Source organism: Paludisphaera rhizosphaerae (assembly GCF_011065895.1).
Taxonomy (GTDB): domain Bacteria; phylum Planctomycetota; class Planctomycetia; order Isosphaerales; family Isosphaeraceae; genus Paludisphaera; species Paludisphaera rhizosphaerae.
In genome coordinates this window covers 113,660-135,190 of sequence record NZ_JAALCR010000006.1, presented here as the reverse complement: position 1 = coordinate 135,190, position 21,531 = coordinate 113,660, and the positions used below count along the sequence as shown (strand labels likewise).

The following is a 21,531-nucleotide window of genomic DNA, read 5'->3' as shown; positions in this document are numbered from 1 at the left end:
CGATGAAATGCGAGCATTGCCCGATTGCTGGTCAGTGTGTGGGCGAGCGGCCCGGGACGGCCTTCGCCTGCACGATGGCGGCTCGCGGCCTGTCGTCCGACGTCAACTGGATCCGCCACGCCTCGGGCGCGGCCCCGCCTCCGGCTCCGCTTGAGCCCGCGCCGGCCCGCGTCGAGGACTCGCCTCCGACCCTCGACCAACTCCTCGAGGTCCAGTCCTGCAGGGCCCGCACAGGAGACCCGGCTTGCGGTTGCTCGTCGATGGTGCGGTGCAACAAGTTCGGGATGGACGTTACGGTCGGGGAGTGCTTGGGCTGTCTGGAGAGGGGGGAGGCGGAGGTCGGCGGTTAAGCCTGTTCGCTCACCGCGAGTCTATTGATTCGCTCGCGCAGCGCAGAACCGTTCTGCAGAACCAGGCGATAAGGTATGTGCTGCGAGATGAAAGGATCTGTCATAATCCCCGGAGCAAAATCCGAGGTGGTGGTGACAAAGGCCTTCGTGGCCTTCGAGTCCGACAGCAACACTCCCACGAGCGCTCTGACATCGTCGGCGGTGACTATGACCTTCTCGGGATTGTAACGCTTCACCTGATCGATAAAACGAATGGATCCGAAGTCCTTTTTAATGGCGATGACGTCCCGGCCGTAATCTCCGCTTCTTGGCGTCAGGATCACCTCGTCGAAGCCCTCGGCCTTATACGCTGCGGCCACGATTCCTTCCCAAACATGGGCATCAATTCGGAAAGCCAACGACGGGTCGGCCGCCAGTTGCCGAGCAAGCTCCCGCCACACAAGAGTAACCGATTCAATCAGGACCCCTTCGTTTGTCTGTTCGCCGGGTACGATGATGCTCTGCATCACCCAAATGCTTGCCGGGTCAAAGATTGCGTTCGTTTCTACGGTTGTCCACCGGCGCCCATATGAGAGACGGCCGGTGAATACAGGCGAGTGTTGTTGGGGATCTTCGGGGGTCATCTGCGAAGCCTCTATGGGGGAAAATGGTCCAACTCTTGGATGGAGACGCTAACCATGCCTTGTATTGAACGGCGACAATCCTTCGCTCATATCACACGATGAGAGGAAGAAGACCTACTCGGCGGGGCCTTGGTCGATATCACCCGTTCCTGATCGCTTCCTCCGCACGCTCCCTCATGGTGATCAGGAGAAATGAGGGCCCGCTCAGGAGCGCGTTCACGGTCTTGTTCAAGCCTCGATGGGCCGGCTCATCGTCGAAGGCCTCCAGACTCGTCAAGGGTGCCTGCGAAGCGAAGGCCTCTATGGCCGAGATGAACTCCTTCTGATACTCGATCAACTGGACGACCGTTTGTCTCATAGGAATGCTGTCCCGGTGCGACAAGAGAAGCAATTCGTTGTTGACGGCTTTGTACCATTCTCTGTAGAGCTTCAATAGCCGATCCCGCAGAAGTCCCAGGGAGGTCGCGTCTTTCGGCCCAGGCGACTTTTTCAAGTCCGATATTATCTCATGGCGTTCATGCGAGCACATAAGATACATGTCCCGAATAAGCATTAGTAGCGATGCGACTTCGTGGTCTTGCGTCCAGCGTCCCGAGACGTGGATCTTGGCCTCGCACTCGAGCAACCGGATCGTCTGACGAAGCCTGGCCCGCTCCCACTTAGCGTAGCGACCCGAGACCCCATCCTCGGAAGCTGAGCGACTGCCATCGCGATCGTAAGCCTCAAGCAGGGCGGCAGACGCATTTAGTCTCGCAGCCAGGTATTGATCGCGGTTCGCCTCGGCCAGCGCCCTCCGGTTCTCCACGATCTCTTTGCGTTGGAGGTGGATCGTGAATACCAGGAAGAAGAGCGTCAGTCCCGTAAAGAGGGAGTTGACCGCGCCGAAGGAGTCGCCGACCTGGCCCATTCCTTCGAGCTTCTGGGGCCAGCTGTGCGTCGACGAAAGGAACGAGAGATAAAGGGAAGTCGCCCAAAGGCCGGCGATCAAGAGGAACGCCGCGATGATCGAGATTCCGGTCCTTCGGTTGCGTAGCCAGAGCCGGGACAGGTCCCACCTCCGACGTACCTTGTACCAAAACCCGTTGGGCGCGTGCTTGTACATCCACTGAAACATGACGACCCCCTCGAATCGCGTAGCCTGCGGGCTCGGACTGTAGGAGGTATACCACGTTGGGCGGGCGGATGGGGGGATGCGCCTAGATCGAGAGCCGGATGGGGCAGGGGGAGTAGTTCGACCGCCCTCGAGCTTGGCACTATTCGTGGTACTAAACCCCTGTTCGAGGCTCGGGTTTAGTGTCAAAATCGAAGAAAATCGGGAGAACCACCGACCAACGCAAAATCCCATAAGACCAATACCAGAAACAACTTGCGCCCGAACCGACTCCACACGAGAGGGATCGACGGGACGAGCGCGAACTACTGACGCACAGCCTCCATCACTCGAATCCGATGACCGCGATCGAGGCAATGATGAGGCTCACTTACCGAGAGCACTACAGTTCGAAGACCTGGACGGAGACGTCCAAACGATTGAACGCGCCGGCGGGGCCGAACCACGAGCCAGAGAGGGGTGAGGCCTTCTCGTGATCGCGTGAGACGGCGACGGAGACATGCTCGGAGCCGGCGGGCTTATCGTTGGTCGGGTCGAATCCGCGCCAGCCGGCGCCGGGGATGTAGATCTCGGTCCAGGCGTGGGTCGCTCCGTGCTGGCCCTCGCCCATCTGGATGTAACCTGTGACGAACCGCGCGGCGAAGCCCAGGTGCCGGGCGGCCTCCATCATGAAGACGGCGTAGTCACGGCACGATCCGGTCCCCAGCCGAAGGGTCTCACAGGGGATCTGCACGCCTGGCTCCTCGCGACGGTTGTACTGGAACGACCTGTAAACGAGGTTGTTGAGCCCGTTAAGAAGGTCGGCCGTGAGGGTCAACCGCCCCGGCGTGTAGAGATCCCCAAGCCACTGCTGCACTGCCGGGCCGTCGTGGGGATACGTCGGCAGGCGATAGGGGACGATCTCAACCTGCTCGGCCGCGTCGTACTGAAAGGGGTACCACTGGGCGACGGGATCGACGACGCAGTCGATGGGCTGGTTTTCGTACAGGTCGACGTCGACCTCGCTGACCAGACGGAGCGTCTCTCCAGTTTCGAGGAAGTTGAGGATGGCGATCGAGTTGCCGTAGACGTCGCGATACCAGCGGACGTCGGCGTTGGGCTCGACGGCCAGCGTGGAGCGGGCGATGTGGAGGTCGTGGCCCTCGCGAGGGCGGAGCAGGGCCCGATGGGGGCCGAACCGCACGGGCTCGTGGTAGTGGTACTCAGTGCGGTGAGAGATTCGAATACGCTTCATGACGGGCTCGCCTTGGGACTGGTCCGTGCGGCTGCGAAGAGGAACGTCGGGCCAGATGATCCCGCAATCATCATACCCGGCGCCCTCGTGCCGTCCTGGGGGTTCCCAGTTAAGATTGGGTGGGCGGGCCTGGGAAGAATCCTCCTCACCTGATCGAGTGCTTCCGGATGGTTGACGCGGAATCGACCCGCCCGGGCGGGTCGCAGCGGCGACGAGGGCGCATGACCCGAGGGTTCGGAGTGTGGCTGTGGGTCGTCGGCGTCTGCCTGGCGGCGATGGTCGCGACCTACGTCATGTTCGTCGAGCCCCCGCCGCCGCGACGGCTCGTGATGGCCGGCGGCGGTCGCGGCGGCGCGTACCACCGCTTCGCCGAGCGATACGCCGAGGAGTTGCGCAGAGATGGCCTGACGCTGGAAATCCGCGACACCGCCGGCTCGGTCGAGAACCTGAAGCTTCTCGGCGACGACAAGTCCGGCGTCTCGTTGGCGATCGTCCAGAGCGGAGTTGCTGGCGGAGCGCAGGGAGAGAAGGTACTCGCCCTGGGGAGCCTGTACCGTGAGCCCCTTTGGCTCTTCCACCGCGTCGAGAAACCCGTCGGACGGCTGGGCGACCTGAAGGGGGCTCGGATCGGCGTCGGCGCGGACGGCAGTGGGACGCAGGCCGTGGCCCTGAAGATGCTCGCCGCCAACGGACTGGTCGAAGGAGAGGACTCGCCCGGAACAGGCCCAACAGTCAAACTCTTCCGCCACGACGCTGCCAATGCGGCCGAAGCCCTCCGCAAAGGCGAGCTTGACGCCGCTTTCTTCGTCGCCGCCTTCGAGGCCGACTCAATCCGTTCCCTGCTGGACAACGACGGGGTCCGGCTCTTCTCTTTCGAACGCCAGGAGGCGTATCGCCGTCGGTTCCGGTTCCTTGCGCCGGTGACTCTGCCGGCGGGGATTGTCGACCTGGCCCAGGACGTGCCGGCGAAGGACGTCGCCCTGCTGGCCCCCACGGCTATGCTGGCAGTCCGCGCCGACTTCCACCCTGCACTCGTACCAGTTCTTCTGACGGCCGCCCGGCGCATCCACGGCGGGGGAGACGTCCTCAACGAGCCGCGCGAATTCCCCTCCGCGTCGTACTGCGACCTCCCCGTCGGCGAGGACGCCCAGCGGTTCTATACGTCGGGCCAGCCGGTCCTCCAGAGAATGCTGCCGTTCTGGGTGGCCTCGATGGCCGACCGCGCCAAGTTGATGCTGATCCCGCTGGTCATGCTGGCGATGCCCCTCTTCCGCGCGGCGCCGCCTCTGATCCGATGGCGGACCCGCCGCAAGATCTACCGTTGGTACGCCGCCCTTCGCGACGTCGACCAGCGGCTGGCGGCGGGGATCTCGGGCGACGATCTCGACCGTCAGATCGAACGGCTGCGAGGAATCGAGCATCAGGTAGTCTGGTTGGACGTGCCGCTCAGCTACATGGAGGAGTTTTATCACCTCCGGATGCACCTGGGGATGTTGCAGCGACGCCTCGCCGAGTTGCGGGAGGGCGGCGGCGGCGACCCCGAGGCGACCGTCGACTGAGGCTCGACGACGGCCGACCTTGCCGCGAGCCTCACCACGGCGTTATCCTGGGTTTCCGCCGAGGCTTCGGACGACGGCGCGGGCATCGACACGGAGCGACCATGCACATTCTCGACATCTTCGACGCCAACCCCACGACCTTCAGCTTCGAGTTCTTCCCGCCGAAGACCGACAAGGCGTCGGCCGACCTGTTCGAGAACATCGCCCGGCTCCAGGAGCTGCAGCCGTCGTTCGTCTCCGTGACCTACGGTGCCGGCGGCTCGACCCGCGAGCGCACTCACGACCTGATCGTCCGGATCCAGCAGCAGACGAACCTGACGGCCGTCTCGCACCTGACCTGCGTCTGCCACTCCGAGCCCGAACTCACCGGCATCCTCGAGCGCTACGCCTCCTCCGGCATCGAGAATATCCTGGCCCTCCGTGGCGACCCGCCCCGGACGCTCGAAAACTACGACCCCAAGGCCGACGCCTTCCAGTTCGCCGAGCAACTCGTCCGCTTCGTCCGCTCGCGTCCCGCGTCCGATACGCGGGGCTTCGGCGTGGGGGTCGCCGGCTTCCCCGAGGGGCATCCCGGCACGCCCAACCGTCGCGAGGAGATGGACAACCTCAAGCGCAAGGTCGACGCCGGGGCGGATTACATCTGCACCCAGCTCTTCTTCTGCAACGACGATTTCTACGACTTCCGCGAGCGCTGCGACCTGGCCGGGATCCGCGTGCCGATCCTGGCCGGGATCATGCCGATCACCTCGCGCGAGACGATGATGCGGATGTTCGAGTTGGCCCTCGGTGCCCGCGTCCCCGCCAAGCTGCTGCGGGCCATCGACCGTTGCGCCGACAACGAGGCCGTCTCCAAGGTGGGCGTCCACTGGGCTACCGAGCAATGCCGCGACCTCCTGGACAATCAGGTGCGCGGCCTGCACTTCTACACCCTCAACCGCTCCGACGCCACTCGCCGGATCTACGAGAACCTCGGCGCCAAGGACTCCCTGGCCCTGGTCGCCCGCCGGCCGGCGTGAACCGCACGTCATCACGCCGAGTATTCCAAGCCGCCCAACGCCCGATCGAGAGGCGCAGATGACCTTGCGGTTCCGCATGGGCCTGGCGGCCTTGATCCTGGCCGTCTCGCCGCTTCCATGGCTTCTCATCCTCCAGAGCATCGAGGACGAGCCGTTCAACGTCTTCCGGATCAAGGACGCCGTCCTCTATCTCGGCTTCAGCTCGGCTTTGATCGTCGTGCTGGCGGAAATCGCCCTGGTCGTTCTCTTCGGTGTGCTGACTCGCAGACTCTCGGGCTGGTGGCTTGTCCCCTTACTCTGGCTGGCCGTCCTTGGCTTCATGTCGTTCGCCGCCGCGAGCGATTGGGTAGGCGACGTCGCCCGTTCACCTGTCTGGCAAAGCCAAGGCGCCTCCGGACGGGATGGGGCGATTCCATAGCCCAGCAATCCGACGCTCAATGTCCCCGATCTACGAAGATCATCGACTACCTGGGCTTTATGAGTTCCTCCCCATCCGCCCCTTGCTCGCACCGGCTGAAGGAACGGGCGCGGGCCCTGGGGTTTGACCGCGTTGGGATCGCTCGTGCGCAGGATGCGCCGGATTATGACCGGTTCCGGGAATGGCTCGACGCTGGGGATGCGGCCAGCATGGAGTACATGGGGCGGTACGCCCAGGCCCGCGCCCACCCGGATTCGATCCTGGAAGGGGTCCGGTCGGTCGTGATGGTCAGCGTCGTCTACGGTGCGAAGACCACGTACCCGGCGGTCGGCAAAATCGCGAGGTACGCGCGCGGGACCGACTATCACCAGGTCGTCCGCGGGCGGTTGGAGACGCTGATTGAATGGCTCAAGGCCGAGGCTCCCGAAGCCTCGGCGCGGGCGGTGGTGGACACGGCGCCGCTGCTGGAGCGTGGTTTCGCCAGGCTCGCCGGGCTGGGCTGGATCGGCAAGAACACGATGCTGATCGACCGCCGGCTGGGGAGCTTTACGTTCCTTGGGGCCGTGCTGACGGACCTCGAACTGGAGCCCGACCCGCCCCACGCGACGTCCCACTGCGGCACCTGCACGCGATGCCTCGAAGCCTGCCCGACGGACGCGTTCGACGGGCCCTTCCGGTTGGACGCCCGCAAGTGCATCAGCTACTGGACCATCGAGCACAAGGGGCCAATCCCCGACGAGCCAGCCGAAAACCTCGACGGCTGGGCCTTTGGCTGCGACGTCTGCCAGGACGTCTGCCCGTGGAACCGTAAGGCCCCGCCGGGGCTTCTCCCTGAACTCGCCCCGCGCCCGGAGTGGGAATCGCCCGACCTGATCGAGTGGCTTACCCGATCGAAGGGGGACTGGAAACGCGCTCTTCGCGGCTCGGCCATGTCACGGGCCGGGAGGGTCGGGCTGCTCAGGAACGCGGCGCTGTTGCTGGGGTCTTCGGGCAGGGTCGATGCGATCCCCGCGCTGATGGCCCAACGCGACGATCCCGACGAACATCCCACGGTCCGCGAGGCCGCCGCGTGGGCGCTGCGGAAGTTGACCGGAGACGCGGAAAAACGCGAACCGGCCGCCCCGAATGATGGGGCGGCCGGCTGAATCGCGAACCGAGGACGGCCGAGAAAATCAGGCCTTGGCGTCGGAGGCGGACGGAACCGTGTTGGTGACCGTCGGCGGGTTGACGCTGTAGGTTACGGGCGAAATCGTGCCCGAGATCGTCTGGCCGAAGGCGTCGGCCGTGCTCACCTTGAAGGTGTTCGAGCCGTCGCCGAGAGGGACGTTGATGCTGTAATTTCCGTCGGCGCCGACGGTGGTCGTGCCGCCCGGCGAATTGCCGTTGGCCTCGGTGAAGGTGACCGTGGCGTTGGGGGTGGCCGTCCCGTTGAACTTGACGGTCCGCAGGTTGGTGATGCGGTCGGAGATGCCCACGTCGCTGGCCGGGTCGAGGTTGACGCTCGCGACCGGGCTGACGATCGTCGACGTGTCGAGGTTCTGGCTGGCGATGCGAAGGTCCTTGACGTCGATCTTGCCGTCGCGATTGGCGTCGGCGTCGAACGAGTAACCTTTGTCGGTCGATTTCAGACCGAGTTCTGAAGCGATCGACTTGATGTCGGTGCTCGTGACCTTGCCGTCTCCGTCGACGTCGCCGGGGAGATAGAAGCCCAGCAAGTACTTGCCGGTCGCGTCGGTGAGCCCCTTGACGTCGACCTTGTACGTCATGGGGGCCTGGCCGGCCTTCGGCACCTGGGCGGTGAACGTCACGGCCGTGCTCTGGGCCGACAGCAGCCCCTGCGACTTGACCAGCGTATTCGCGTACTTCGCATGCTGCACCGACACCTTGCGGCCGTTGCCAGACTCGATCGAGACGATCTGCGGCTTGACGGTCGCGTTAGGGTCGGCGGCCACGTCGATGCCCATGACGATCCGACCGGTCCGCTTCGCCCCCGTGAAGTAGGCAGGGTCGATCTTCACCTCGACCGTCGACTTGGCGCCGGCGGTCGTCACCTCGCCGGGGACGATGGCGAAGGTGCTCCCCATGTCCGCGCTCATGAGGCGGCGGTCTTCCAGCGAGTCCACGCCCAGAGCGGGCTTGCGACGGTTCTGATGCCGTTCCCGTGAATCGTTCATCCCGAGGGCCTCCTTGCCCGGCGTCGCGTTCGACGGCCGCCCCTTCGCATCCAGGGTCGTTCCGCCCCGCCTCGCGCCGGCGGTCGTTCGAGTTCGCATCTGACTCGGTCGGTCGCACAGCCCCGCCGCGGCCCAGAACAGGGCGCACGACACGGCCGTTGATGTCTGCTTAGATCGGCACGCCTCGACCCGAATCTTCAGCGGAATCGAGAAATTCGTGAAAATCGTTAAATCCAACCCAGTCAACGAAGTCACGCCCGCTCATCCATGAGGGGCGGTTATATCTTCAATCGAAAAAGCCGGGCGCAAGGCGACGACATGAATAACGAAGCTTGGCAATGATGTGCCGAAGTCTGCGAAATGCGAGCGGTCGCGACAAAGCGTCCCACGCCACTTGTCCAGCGGGGGACGCGGAGTCGATGTTGTCGGGGTTAGCGATTCGTCAAACCGAATCAGCGTGCCGCAAGATCCCGATGCGCGGCGAATTTCGGAGCGGGGACCGCGGAAGAGGGGCTTTCCGCCGCCGGTTCTGTGTCGATCGGCACGCCCTCGCCGACGCGCAGCCTCCAGGCGACGGCGATGAACAGCACGACGGCCGCCCACAGGAACATGCCGTAGCCCTGGGCGATCTCGTGTCCCTTGCCGTGCGCGAACAGGCCGCCGAATTCGGGGGACGTGCTGGCCATCAAGAAGAAGGAGGCCGCCAGCGCCATGAAGACGCCCCAGCGGGCCTTCGGGGAAGTTCGCGGGGAGAACAGCTCGGACATTAGATAGGTGAACGGGAAGACGAGCGTGACGAAGTGGTGCTTCCAGCTCCGCTCCGACAGGAACAACATCGTCAGGACCACCAGCGAGACCTCGCCGAGGTACGCGAGGGTCTTGCGATCGGGATTCTTCGATCGGCAGAAGAACGCCAGCAAGGCGACGCAGCCGACGCTCACCGCCTTCACAAGGATCCCCACCAGTCCCGGCGGCAGCGACGCAATGTTGAGGTCGTTCTGGACGTCGTAGCGGTTCGTCCCCGGCGGAATCTCGGTCAGCAGCCGAGTCAAAACCCCGACCATCGACTGGTTCTGTTCCTGCGGACTGGCGTTCCCCTCGACGATGAACGGCGTGACGATCCGCTGGCACCACGTCGTCAGGCAGAGCTTGTTGAACTGGGGGCCGACGACGACGCTGGGGACGACCAGCAGGAACAACACGAGCCCTGCGAACGTCCACCCCACGGCCCGCCAGGACCGTTTGTAGACGAAGTACGGCAAGAACAGCGCGGGGGTCACCTTGAACGAGATCGCCAACCCCAGCATCAGCCCCGTCAAGCGATCCCGACCCGTCCGCCAGGCGTAGAACATCACCGCCAGGAAGAAGAGAATCAGCAGGTTGATGTTGCCGTGGTGGAGGTCGCCCAGGATCGGGCGCAGCGAGAGCACCAGCACGGCCGTCTGAAAGAACGGCGGCAGCGGCTTGCCCCGCACGCGGACGGCGTTGAAGAGAATCAAAAGCGCGACCGACGTCAGGGCCGCCTTGATGAGGAACCAGCTCATCGCCGCCGCGACCGGGGGAAGGGTCATCAGCGGATAGAGCGTAATGGGCATGATCGGCGGGTTCGGGAAGTACATCCGGTCGTAGATGTTCGTCCCGGTCCAGAATTGCAGCACCTGGGGCTGCCAGCGCACAAAGGCGCTGCGAGAGTCGGCCGCCTTGGGATAGTAGAAGGCCGCCGCCGTTAAGATGACGGCCGCCCAGAGGCCCCAGAAGAAAGGCTGCTGGTATCGTCCGACGGCGCGGCCCTCGGGTGGGGCGTCGATCTCAGGCACAGCTACTCCCTCCCTGGAGAAGGCCGCGCGGGACGTATCCGCAAGCGACGTGCGCTTCATCTCGGTCTGGATTCTTCCCTCTCGTCGGCCCGAGGCTAGCGGTTTCGCCAGGGCGACGCCATCTCCAGCGTCACCTCGGATACACCCGCGGCGGGCTTGATCCGGATGAATGGAACCGGATCACCCTCCACCATTTCCTCGTCGACCGACGCGGCCGGCTGGGCCCGAAGGCTCGGGACGGAGTGATACCGCAGGACGACGGAACCGTCAAGATCGGGGGTCAACTCCCGAACCACTAGCCTGCCTGGCGTCGCCTCGACCTCCGCCGCCCCCCGGATCGCATCTCCCCCAAACCCCGCCACTCGCCCGAACAACACGGTGCCGTCGTCGTCTAGAACCGAGATCAACTCGGGATTATCGCGACAGAACCGCCGGGCGTGCGGGCTCCAGCAGACGATGAACGACGGCCGATACAGTCGGGCGTACTTCTCGAAGAAGGCCCGGTCCCAGTCCGTTTTGCCGAACAACTTGCCAGCGCCGAACTGGGTGAAGTTGGTCTTCACCGCCGACTTGAGGTAAGGCCCGCCGATCAACTCGGCCCCCGACTTCCAGGCCAGCAGCCCGCTGAACCGACCGCCGGCGAAGGGGTCGGGGACGCCTGGCACCTCCTCGCCGCCTTCCTCGTAGAAAACCCGATCGCCGGGCTTCACGAAGTCGCGAAAGTGCTGGAGGATCCAGAAAAACCGAGGCGGCGGCCGGCTGGATAGGAAGGTCGCCGGCGCACTCAGGGCGCGAGCCCGGATCGACGCCCACGTCGGCGTCCCGAGAATCCGCATCCCGATCAGGATCGCGGCGACCAGGGCCCAGCGGTCGAGCCGGACGGCCTCGGAGCCCTTTGCGCCGGGCTTAGGCCGAAGCCGCGCCAGCCCGGCCGCGATCGCCGCGCCCGACGCAACGGCCAGCGCGGAGTACAGCGCAAACGTGTGCCGGCCCGGTTGGAGGAAGTCGAGCGCCCGGACGTCGGCCGCCGTGTACGCCCAGAACCATCCGGCCGCCGCGAGCCCCGCCAGCGCGAGCCCTCGGCCCAGGCCTTTCTTCGCAAGCAGAACCAACCCCGGCAGTCCCAGGCCGATCAGGATCAACTCGGCCGGGGCCTCGCTGGTGAAGAGTTGTGTGATCCTCGCCAGCGACCCCTCCGGATGGACGAACGCGAAGGCGCTCTCCCCCTTGGTCGATGACAGCCACAGGGCAGGGGACCACCAAAAGGCGTTGAGCGCCAGAACGACCACCGGCACCGCCCAGACGCCCAGATGACGCGTCGCGGGGAGGCTCTCGCCGCGACGCCGACGCGACCACCAGACGCCCAGATAAGCCGCCACCCCCGCCGGCGCGACGACCATGCCGGCGGTCAGGTGCATGAGGAAGGCCGCCGAGCACGTCAGGGCCGCCGCCAGCCATCGGCCGAAGCCCCCCTCGTCCACGAACCGACCGAACAACCCCGCGGCGATCAGGCACATCGGCGCGGCGACGAAATACGGGAGCATCCCGTAGCCGACGTAGTTGATCGGCCAGTCGGTCCAGACGTACCCCACGAACAGCAGCACGGCCGCCGCCACACCGACGCGACTCATTCCGAAGACCCACGCCGCGATCGCCACGAGCCAAGGCGCAGCAGCCGCCGCGAGCAGGATGTAGATCTTGAACGCCCGCTCCGGCCGATCGCTGCCGAACGCCCAGACGAAGACCTCGGGGAGCGTCGACGACGCTGGGAAGACGACGCTCTTGGGATATCCCGCCATGAACGACGGGTCGTACCCCGCAGTGGTCCACGACTGCGACAGGAACGCCCGCGTCACCAGCGCCGAGTGGAAATACAGCGGGTGGTCGTCCCGCCACGGAACCCACTCGTCGCCGATCCCTGCCGCGCCCCCCATCCCCCGCCAGATCGCCCACCCGTGTCCCAACCCCGCCGCCAGGATCAGCACGAACGGGATGAAGCGACACCAACGCGCCGGCGGTTTCTCCGCATCCATCGTCGCCGCGCCTCGTGGGATCTCCTCGCGCGGCTCGTCGGCGAAGGGTATGGAATCATCGTCGCTCATCGCCATATTCTCACATCGGAGACACCCTCCTCGCCTTCTCCCCCCGGGAGAAGGTGGCCGGTACGGCCGGATGAGGGTCGTCGGAGTTCGGAGGGCATGAGGGGCTCGCAAAAGCCTCCCTGGCTCACTGGAGACTCAACCGCTCCCTAGCGCCTTTGCTCGATCCAAAGCGAGAAGGATCGCTTCAACCACAGTTTCCATATCCTTCAACACGTCGTCGTTCCCGACTCGAAGCACGCGAATCCCCTGGGCTTCCAGCCACCGCTGACGGGTCAAATCGGCCTCGCCTCGATCAGCGTGGCTCTCGCCGTCAACCTCCACAGCCAACCTTGATTCGTGACAGAAAAAGTCGACTACATAAGGCTCGATTACGACCTGACGGCGGAACTTCGTCCCACGGAGACGCCCCCCGCGCAAGACTTGCCAAAGCAGCCGCTCGGGCGCTGTCGGCTCCCTGCGATTCATCTTCGCCCGCCGCTTCAGTTCGGGATCAAGCCGCGGCTTTTTCCCATTCCTCGAAGGGCCGTCATCGTTCATGCGATCGCCTGCTCATCCGGTCGAAGTAGACGGGAAGGATCCTCGAAATCATCGGCTGCCTTGAAACGCTACAACCCTCATCCGGCCGTACCGGCCACCTTCTCCCGGGGGGAGAAGGCGAGAAAGGCTCATCGTATCACCAGGATCTCCCACCCGCGATCCCCCCTTGACCCGCCGCACAACCTACGCAACAATCCGTACGTTCAGCCGCGTAGGCCGAAGTTCGCACGAGGAGGATCGCAATGGCGGGGCGTAAGGTGCTGGCGATGACGGAGCGACAGTTCGCGGTCCTCCGGGTCCTCTGGGAACACGGGCCGCTGACGGTGCGGGGGCTGATGGAGCACCTCCCGCGCGGGGATCGGCAGCCTTACACGACGGTCCTCGGGCTGCTCCAGCAGATGGAGAAGGCCGGGCTCGTGGAGCACGACAAGGACGGCCAGACGCACGTTTACCGGCCTGCGGTGTCGAGTCGCGAGGCGACCGGCAGCCTGCTTTCGGACTTCCTCGCGCGGTTCTTCCACGGATCGGCGGAGAAGCTGATCCTCGGACTCGTCGACTCCGAGCAGATCGCCCCCGACGACCTCCGGGCCATCGAATCGAAGCTCGCCGAGGCGGAGCAGGGGGGCGAGGCCGAACCGAAGAAGGCGACCAGGCGGAGGAAGAAGCCATGAGCGACGACCCCGCCGCCATCCTCGTTTATCGACTCGTCGACACATCGATCCGATGGGGCTTCCTGATCGCCGCGCTGGCCGTCTGGCTGGCGATCCGCCCGCCGAGGCGTGCGGCCACCCGACACGCACTTTGCACCGCCGTCCTGCTGGCTGGCCCGCTCTTGGCCGTCTCCCCGCGCTGGGGAGACGCCGCCATCCCCTGGCCGGCGCCGGCCGTTGCAACACCTGCGCCGGCACCACCGAGCGTGCCCCTCCACGAGCCCCCGCCGCCGCTCGTCATGCCCCGCGAACCGATCGTGGAGACGATCGCCGAGATCGAACCCATCGTCGCCGTCGAGATCCCCGCGGCGCCCCCGCCGGAGCCGATCGATTGGCCGAAGGTCGCCTGGCGTTCAGCGGCCGGCGTCTGGGCCGCCGGAACGATCATGATGCTCGCGAGACTCCTGCTAGGGGCCGGCTCGCTCGCCAGGTGGTCGCGACGGGCCGTCTCGGCGTCGGCCGACGACTTATCCCTGTTCGACGAATGCCGCGCCGAGTTGCCGACATCGCGGCCCGTCCGACTCGCCAGGCATTCAGGAACGACGTCGCCGGTGGTCGTCGGCGGCTTCCGGCCGCTGATCCTCCTTCCTGGAGCCGAAGCCTGGGACGAGCGATCCACCGACCAGCGTCGGGCGGCGCTCTGGCATGAACTCGCGCACGTCCGACGATATGACGACGCGTGGAAGCTCTTGCAGGAGCTGATCCGCGTCCCGTCGTGGCATCACCCTTTGGTCCACTGGCTTCTGAGCCGCCTTGACCGCGAGCGGGAGTTGCTCTGCGACGAGGCGGCCGTATCCCTGGGCGACGACCCGAAAGGCCTGGCCCGACTGCTCCTGGAGCTGTCCCGCCGGCCGACCGGCCGCTCCGTCCCGTCGACCTCGCTCCCCTTCCTGGACCGCCGAACCACGGCGATCCGCATCGAACGCCTCCTGGAGGATGACATGACGCGTTCGCTCTCACGCCCTTCGCTGTTCCGCACCCTGACCATCGGCCCTCTTGCGCTTGTCGCCGCACTGGGCATCGGCGGCCTGCGCGTCCGCCTCTCCGAGGCGAGTGAACCACCGCGCCAGGAACCGCCCCCCGCAGCAGGACGCCCCGCCCCCAAGTTCGACGTCTTCAGCGGGGAGATCATCGACTCGCAAGGGCGTCCGATCGCCGGTGTGACCGGCGTCGAGATACCCATTGGACCGTCATCCCGACGCGTCGTCACGGACGCCGAAGGTCGATTCACGCTCGAAGGGGCGAACCTGACGAAACACACTCCTTTCGTCTTCTGGGCCCCCGGGTACATCCCTGCGCGTGGGCTGGTCAAGTTCATCTCTCGTCCGCAAGCCACGAAGTGGAGATTCCCTCTCCGAGAGGCCTCGCCATTTTCAGGCCAGGTCGTCGACGATCACGGCGAGCCTATCGCCGGCGCGACAGTGCGTCTGAAGCGGATCGTCGCCAGCGAGAAGCAGGGTGACAATGGTTTCAAAACCAGCACCTTCCCCATCGGCGCCGACTGGCCCGCACCCGGCCTCTCGGGGACGACGGCCGCCGACGGCTCATTCACCTTCCCCTACGCTTCCAGCACTGTGTCGACAGACGTGGACCTGGAGATCAGAACGGGCAACGGCCGCCTGATGGTGCCTCGTGTCGAGTGGAAAGACTCTCCGTTCAATCCCCGTAATCCGTTCACGATCGGACTGGTCGCCGTCTCGACCGTGGAGAATACTCGGATTACGGTTGTCCCAGCGGCGCGGCTGGAGGGCAGTGTTGCTTCACAGGTCCAGGGAGTGGATCTCTCCCAGCTCAGAGTTCGGACCTGGCCGTCGATCGGACGGTCGCCGGGGCCATTCCCTCTCGACGAAACTCCCAGCGTCCCCGTCGCCGCCGACGGCCGATTCACGATCGACGGCCTGAACGCCGGCAGCATCGATCTCCGTGTCGAAGGGCCGGGGCGTGACCAGGACTGGATTGCCTCTGACGCCAGGAATATCCAGCCGATCCTGGGTGCAACTACAAAGGCCACCCTGACACTGAGGACCGGCGTCGAAGTCGTCGGCAAGGTCGTCGAGAGGGGCACGGGTCGCCCGGCCTCGGGAGTCACCTTGGGGGCGAGCGATCCGAAGCTCATGTTTGGCCACCATGCCGCCCGGGTCACCACAGACGCCCAGGGACGTTATAAGCTTCGAATGGAGCATGGCCGACGCATCTTCGGCGTCAGCGTCCACGCAGGATGGGATCAGTGGCAAGAGATGGAATCCAAGCGATTCGTGACGGTCCCCGAGGGAGTCGCCAGATTCGAGGCGCCGACGATCGAGATGCCGCCTTACGTCGCCGCCCGCGTCCGCGTGGTCGATGCCGACCATCGGCCACTCGCGGGGATGAAGGTCACGGCGTGCGTCGGGAGTTACTTCCCGACTCCCGTCCCTGCACTTCCATTGACCGGCGGAGGAGAGGACAACTTCACGGTTAGCGTCGTTTCAGACGCTGATGCGAAGTCGTTTTCTGATGCTCAACGTCTCAAGAGTGCGGAGTTTTGGACCGTCTTTGGCGAGACGGACGCGGACGGGCGACTTGCCGTCACTGAGTCCTCGGACCTTGTGCCCGGCGATGAACCCGTCAAGGTGTGGGTCGATCTTCCCGATGGCACGAAGCATGAATCCAGGTTCGCCTCCGCGACCGGCGGCGTCGAGGTCGTGCTGCCGCCGAGACAGGGCGCAGCTGATGTGTTCCACGGGATGGTCGTCGATCCCCAAAACCGTCCCATCGCCGGTGCTGTCGGGGTGGAAGCGCCCCTCGGCCGCAATGCCCGACGAGTCGTCACCGATGCCGACGGCCGGTTCACGCTGGATAATGTCGACCGGAACAAGCCCGTCCGCTTCGTCTTCTCCGCCCCGGGTTACTTCCCGGCGTCCCCGACCATTCCGTTCGTCGATCGCCCCCAAGACACGAAGTGGGTCTGCAAACTTCAGGAGGCCGCGCCGTTCTCCGGGCGGATCGTCGACGCGGTCGGGAAGCCGATCACCGGCGCGACGGTACGCTTGACACAAGTCGCTGTCATCGATTCGAAGGACGGCCAAAGCGGCTCATGCGACCTTGTCCCTCTCCAGAGCGATTCGCCCTTTCCCGAGACGACCACGACGACGAACGACGACGGATCGTTCACCTTTCCGTATGCGTCGAAGTCGGCGGCGACGGAGGTGAATCTAACGATCCGCACGCGAGACGGCCGGATGATGGTCCCCCAACCCTTCGCGAAGCCAATCACTCCCAGGCCAGGATTCCCCTGGACGATCGAGTCGGTCGCCGTCTCGACCACGGAGAAGACCCAAATCACAGTCGTCCCCGCCGCGCGGCTTTCGGGCAAGATCACCTCCCAGGTCCCGGGAGTCGACCTTTCCCAGTTGCGAGTGAAGGTCCGGTCGTCGCTGGCGCGGTTTGCATCGCTGGAGGACGTCCTCCCGAGCGTCCCCGTCACCGCCGACGGCTGGTTCGCATTCGACTGTCTGAGCAACACGAAGGTCGATCTTAGAGTCGAAGGCCCTGGCCGCCACCAGGACTGGATCGTCGACGACGCGAGGGACATTCAACCCACTCTCGGCGCGACGACCGAAGCGTCGTTGTCGCTCCGCCCGGGTGTGGAAGTGATCGGCAAGGTCGTCGAGCGGAAAACGGGCCGCCCCCTGGCGGGGGTGGCGTTCGTCGCGCAGGTGGCGGACATGCAGTTTTTCGATCAGACCGTCCAGGTCCGCACCGACGTCGATGGCCGTTACCGACTGCGCCTTTCACCTCGTCGGTACGTCTTCGGCGTCGATCCCCGGTCCCACGCGCTCGTACCGCAAGTGGAATCCAAGCGATTTGTGACGATCCCCGATGGCGTCGCCGCCTTCGAGCCCCCGACGATCGAGGCCCCGCCCCACATCGTGCCGCGCATTCGCGTCATCGACGCTGACCGCCGACCGGTTGCCGACGCGAGTGTCACGGTCAGCGCCGGGAAGCCCACTCTCTTCGTTCCCGCCGACGCTCCCGCCGGCTCCTGGACGACGACCATCGCTTCGGGAGACAAGATCTATTCAAGCGTCAAGTTCGCGATCTCGTTCATCCCATCGGTGCCCGGCGCGAAACCGCAGGTCGATGACCTGCTTCTCAAGGGCGTCGAATACTGGCCCGTCTTCGGGAAGACCGGTGCCGACGGCCTCCTCGTCGCCGCCTCCCCGTGGAACACAATCCCCGGCGACGAGCCGGCAATGGTGGAGGTCGTCGCGCCCGGAGGGCAGACGCACAAACTCCAGGTCCACGCCGCAGGCGAGGAAGTCGTCAAGATAACGCTGCCTCGTCGCGAGGGTGGCGCCGACGAGTTCCGCGGGATGGTTGTCGACCCGCAAGGGCAGCCGCTTGCCGGCGTCGTCGGCGTCGAGGCGAACCCGCGAGTCGGAGGGCGACTCACCGTCCGCACCGACGCTGGTGGGCGGTTCGCCCTCAAGGGGGTCGACCTGAAGGACCGCAGCCGCTTCCTGTTCTGGGCCCCGGGATGCGTGCCGTCGTACGGTGGCATGTCTCCGGACTATCGGCCCGGCGGCCTGGAGTGGCTCTTGAAGTTCCCGGCGGCCGCGCCGTTCTCCTGTCGACTGGTCGATGAGCGTGGGAAGCCGGTCGCCGGAGCGACGGTGCGACTGGCCCAGATCGCCCTGGTTCGAACCGAGGGCGATAGTACAGGTCGGAGCGGGCCCGTGGCGCTGGATATCGACTCCCTCGTCCCCAATACGACCACGACGACGGCCGCCGATGGCTCGTTCTCGTTCCCCCACGGTTGCAAGGATTGGGGCACCGAGGTCCGGCTTGAAATCCGGACCGCCGACGGCCGGCCCATGATCCCTCAACCCGCCTCGGATCGCCGCTGGCTTCACAATGCCTGGCTGGAGAAGCTTGTCGCCGTCTCGACCAAGGCCCAAACCCAGATCACGGCGGTTCCGTCGGCCCGGGTCGAAGGGAAGGTCCGATCCGAGGTTCCTGACGTAGACCTTTCCAGGTTGTGGATCCGCGTCCGGCTCACGCGAGGCCGAATGGACAACCTCGACCTTAACCGCTCCTGCGCAGTTCCCGTCGCCGCAGACGGCAAGTTCACGCTGGACTACCTGGACGCGGAGAAGGTCGACCTCCTCGTCGAAGGACCGGGCCGTGATCAGGACTGGATCACCAATGATGCCTTGAGCGTCTCCCCGACGTTAGGTGCCACGACCGAGGCGTCCGTCACCCTGCGGCGGGGCGTTGAGATGATCGGGAAGGTGGTGGAGCGGGGGACGAACCGGCCCATGGCCGGGGCGACGGTCGGCCTTTACATGCCCGAGATCCATTTGCTCAACCGCATGGCTCGAACCCGCACCGACGCCGAAGGCCGCTACCGTATCCGGGGCGAGTCGATGATCCGCCAGATGGTCGGCGTCGACGTCCGAGGAGACTCACCCATCCTGCGACTGGAGTCCAAGCGCGGCGTGCAAGTCCCGGAGGGCGTTGAGCGGTTCGAGGTCCCGACGATCGAGGTGCCGCCTTACGTCGTCGCTCGGTTCCGCGTCGTCGACGCCGACCACCGGCCCGTCGCCGGGGCGAGGATCTCCTGGCCCGGCCGAGACGGCTTGATGGGTCTTCGGAACGGCACGACGAACGCCGACGGGCGCCTGACGCTCGACCCCATAATGGCCTCCCGAATCAAGATCCCCTCGGACGCCCCCTTCGCACTGAAGATCGCCTCGCCCGGCGGCCAGGAACAGCCATTCGAGATCCAACCCACGGCCGACGGGCTCGTCGAGGTCGTCCTGCCCCCTCGCGAGGAACCCGCCATGGAACTCAAGGGCGTCGTCCTCGACCCGGAGGGTAGACCCGTTCCGGGTGCCACAGTGGTCATCGAGGACGCGGGAAACGGGCCCTTGCCGGGGCGTCTTCGAGCCTCGCTCACGAGCGATGATCGTGGGCGATACTCCTGGAAAGTCGACCCGTCGGTCAGCCTGGTTTGCGTGCTGGCACGCGCGCCGGGTTTTGTTTCCGCGGTCGGATCTGATTTGTGGGCGACCAATCCGAGGTTCAATGCCGAGACGGGCCGCGACTTCAACGTCAAGCTCGATCGGCCCGGAGAATTCGGCGGCGTCCTCGTCGATCGAGACGGTCATCCCATGGCCGGCGCACGCATCCAGGCGACTCGGGCCCAATTTTATCAGGGCACGGGTGACAATCGAATGATCCACCGCATTCGCCTGCCCATCCCCGATGACCCGCAGGGGCTTCACGCCCCGGGACGGCTCCCAGTCGTCGCGACGACGGCCGTCGATGGTTCGTTCCAGTTCTCGGAATCGCTGCCGAACACGGAGACGACTCTATGGTTGGAGATCACGGACGGCCAGGGCCGACCGGTGACAGTCCGTCCGGCGCGTATCAACTCGCAAGGTGACCCGGCTCCGTTGAACGCGGCCGAATTTCGCCCCGGCGACCGGCCGACGCTGGCGGCCGTGCCGGCTTCCTGGATCGAAGGCCGAGTCTCGACGGAGATCCCCGGACTCGATCTCTCGCAATTGTCGGTCGAGGCCGTCGGCCGAGAACCGAAGAGCGACGCTTTCTCGGTTCATCCCCGCGGCCTGAACCGGGTCTCGGTGCGGGCGGACGGCCGTTACAGGATCGGTCCCATTGTGCCTGCCGCGGTCGACCTCGTGCTCCACGGGCCGGACGAATGCAAGCTGTGGACCTATCGCGCGAAGGATGACCTCAAGCCGCCGGTCGACGGCACGCTTCACGTCGACTTGGAAGCGATCGAAGGCGTCGAGGTCGTGGGAAAGGTCATCGACTCAATGCAGGGCCGCGGACTCCCCGGCGCCGTGGTGGAAGCCCGCCCCGGGGGTCGGACGGCGACCACCGACCTGGACGGACTTTATCATCTGCGCCTGCCGGAGGGGGAGGCTCGCATCATCGTCCGCGCCCTGCCTGCCGGCTTCGAATCGATTCCGGCTGTGGGTGCGGAGCACAAGATCATCGTCCCCTGGGGCGTCGAGCGGTTCGAAGCTCCGCGAATCGTTACCGCGAAGCTGACAGACCTTCGCTGATCGTTGGCCGTTAGTCCGCCGGTTCGTCGACGATGATCTCCCGGACGCGGCGGACGAGGCCGTCGGACAGGGTGAAGACCTGGGCGCATCGAACGGAGTATTCGAGGTCGGTGGCGATGTAGCGACCCCGTTCGCGAAGGATCACGACGACGTGGTCCCCCTGGACGCTCATTGAGACGACCTCGGGGGCCTGGGCGTCGAGCATCTCAAAGTTGCGCCGGACCGTCTCGGCGACGGTCTCCCGGCCGCTCCACGCGCCGAGGAACGGGACGCTCGGCGGACCGGTGATCTCGAGTTCGATCTCCTCGTGGAACATCGCGGCCATGGCGGAGAAGTCTCCTTCGCCGACCGCCCGGAAGAGGCCGTGGACCACGGCGAGGCCGCGCGCGTCGGCCTCTTCGAACGGGCCCCGCGACCTTGCCCGAAGAGCGGGGTCGATGCCGTCCAGGAGGCGCTCGAGCTGCTCCTGGGCGATCTGGGGCTTCAGTGGTTCGGAAGGAGTCGGCATGGGAGAGGGGGGTAGTGCGGCCCGCAGGATTCGAACCTGCAACCAAGGGATTCAAGGGCCCCCGCGTTTCCACGGGGCTTGGACTATCTCATCCTCGCTCCGCCGACCGGGAGAGGCAGGGGAGGGCGGGGGAGGCCGGGCGCTCGCGGCGGGGATTATCGTTGGGTCTCACCCCGCTAGTCTCTGAACCTTCCTGGCCACCTTTCGCCCGGCCAGGCTCGGCTGCGGATTGCCTTGCCCCCTCTCGGAGGTTTAGGTTTCCCGCAATTCACCCGGTTCGCGTTCGAGGGTCGCCCCCC

At 65.6% G+C, this 21,531-nt stretch carries 15 protein-coding genes; 7 read left to right on the top strand and 8 right to left on the bottom strand.

Annotation, left to right across the window (positions count from 1 at the left end; genetic code table 11):
- The first annotated feature begins 2 nt into the window (after positions 1 to 2).
- Positions 3 to 350 (top strand): hypothetical protein, encoded by a 348-nt coding sequence (locus G5C50_RS09520; protein ID WP_165068252.1) that lies wholly within the window; start codon positions 3 to 5, stop codon positions 348 to 350.
- Here the strand turns inward: G5C50_RS09520 and G5C50_RS09515 are convergent.
- From G5C50_RS09515 to G5C50_RS09505, 3 genes are all read right to left on the bottom strand, one after another.
- Positions 347 to 973, bottom strand: coding sequence for a restriction endonuclease (locus G5C50_RS09515; RefSeq protein WP_165068250.1), 627 nt, complete (start codon positions 971 to 973; stop codon positions 347 to 349). The two genes, G5C50_RS09520 and G5C50_RS09515, sit on opposite strands and share 4 nt — an antisense overlap.
- Positions 974 to 1,112: 139 nt before the next feature.
- Positions 1,113 to 2,087: a hypothetical protein gene (locus tag G5C50_RS09510; RefSeq protein ID WP_165068248.1), complete on the bottom strand. Its 975-nt coding sequence runs from the start codon at positions 2,085 to 2,087 to the stop codon at positions 1,113 to 1,115.
- A 379-nt stretch (positions 2,088 to 2,466) separates the two neighbouring features.
- Complete coding sequence (locus tag G5C50_RS09505; RefSeq protein ID WP_165068245.1) at positions 2,467 to 3,318, bottom strand: transglutaminase family protein; 852 nt, start codon at positions 3,316 to 3,318, stop codon at positions 2,467 to 2,469.
- A 221-nt stretch (positions 3,319 to 3,539) separates the two neighbouring features.
- On the opposite strand from G5C50_RS09505, the gene G5C50_RS09500 reads away from it, so the two are divergent.
- The 4 genes from G5C50_RS09500 to queG all read left to right on the top strand — a co-directional run bounded on the left by G5C50_RS09500 (position 3,540) and on the right by queG (position 7,456).
- Positions 3,540 to 4,877, top strand: a complete 1,338-nt coding sequence (locus tag G5C50_RS09500; protein ID WP_165068242.1) for a TAXI family TRAP transporter solute-binding subunit — start codon at positions 3,540 to 3,542, stop codon at positions 4,875 to 4,877.
- A 101-nt stretch (positions 4,878 to 4,978) separates the two neighbouring features.
- On the top strand, positions 4,979 to 5,893 hold the full coding sequence (gene metF, locus G5C50_RS09495) for a methylenetetrahydrofolate reductase [NAD(P)H] (RefSeq protein WP_165068239.1): 915 nt from the start codon (positions 4,979 to 4,981) through the stop codon (positions 5,891 to 5,893).
- Positions 5,894 to 5,951: 58 nt separating this feature from the next.
- Entirely contained in the window at positions 5,952 to 6,311 is a 360-nt protein-coding gene (locus G5C50_RS09490; protein WP_165068237.1) for a hypothetical protein, read from the top strand.
- A gap of 59 nt (positions 6,312 to 6,370) precedes the next feature.
- Positions 6,371 to 7,456, top strand: coding sequence for a tRNA epoxyqueuosine(34) reductase QueG (queG, locus tag G5C50_RS09485; protein ID WP_165068234.1), 1,086 nt, complete (start codon positions 6,371 to 6,373; stop codon positions 7,454 to 7,456).
- A gap of 27 nt (positions 7,457 to 7,483) precedes the next feature.
- Here queG and G5C50_RS09480 read toward each other — a convergent pair whose 3' ends face one another.
- The 4 genes from G5C50_RS09480 to G5C50_RS33180 all read right to left on the bottom strand — a co-directional run bounded on the left by G5C50_RS09480 (position 7,484) and on the right by G5C50_RS33180 (position 12,941).
- Complete coding sequence (locus G5C50_RS09480; protein ID WP_165068231.1) at positions 7,484 to 8,485, bottom strand: Ig-like domain-containing protein; 1,002 nt, start codon at positions 8,483 to 8,485, stop codon at positions 7,484 to 7,486.
- Positions 8,486 to 8,937: 452 nt separating this feature from the next.
- The gene (locus G5C50_RS09475) at positions 8,938 to 10,362 is read right to left on the bottom strand and encodes a glycosyltransferase family 87 protein (protein ID WP_165068228.1); all 1,425 of its coding nucleotides are present in this window, start codon (positions 10,360 to 10,362) and stop codon (positions 8,938 to 8,940) included.
- Between the two features lie 35 nt (positions 10,363 to 10,397).
- Positions 10,398 to 12,404: a hypothetical protein gene (locus tag G5C50_RS09470; protein WP_165068225.1), complete on the bottom strand. Its 2,007-nt coding sequence runs from the start codon at positions 12,402 to 12,404 to the stop codon at positions 10,398 to 10,400.
- Between the two features lie 135 nt (positions 12,405 to 12,539).
- On the bottom strand, positions 12,540 to 12,941 hold the full coding sequence (locus G5C50_RS33180; protein WP_165068222.1) for an endonuclease domain-containing protein: 402 nt from the start codon (positions 12,939 to 12,941) through the stop codon (positions 12,540 to 12,542).
- Between the two features lie 242 nt (positions 12,942 to 13,183).
- Here G5C50_RS33180 and G5C50_RS09460 point away from each other — a divergent pair, with 242 nt between their 5' ends.
- Together G5C50_RS09460 and G5C50_RS09455 are read left to right on the top strand one after the other, a co-directional pair.
- Positions 13,184 to 13,612, top strand: a complete 429-nt coding sequence (locus G5C50_RS09460; protein ID WP_165068220.1) for a BlaI/MecI/CopY family transcriptional regulator — start codon at positions 13,184 to 13,186, stop codon at positions 13,610 to 13,612.
- The gene (locus G5C50_RS09455; RefSeq protein WP_165068217.1) at positions 13,609 to 20,724 is read left to right on the top strand and encodes a carboxypeptidase regulatory-like domain-containing protein; all 7,116 of its coding nucleotides are present in this window, start codon (positions 13,609 to 13,611) and stop codon (positions 20,722 to 20,724) included. The genes G5C50_RS09460 and G5C50_RS09455 overlap by 4 nt, the downstream gene beginning before the upstream one ends.
- A 10-nt stretch (positions 20,725 to 20,734) precedes the next feature.
- Here the strand turns inward: G5C50_RS09455 and G5C50_RS09450 are convergent, their stop codons facing one another.
- Positions 20,735 to 21,232, bottom strand: coding sequence for a nuclear transport factor 2 family protein (locus G5C50_RS09450; RefSeq protein WP_206107629.1), 498 nt, complete (start codon positions 21,230 to 21,232; stop codon positions 20,735 to 20,737).
- Positions 21,233 to 21,531: the final 299 nt, after the last annotated feature.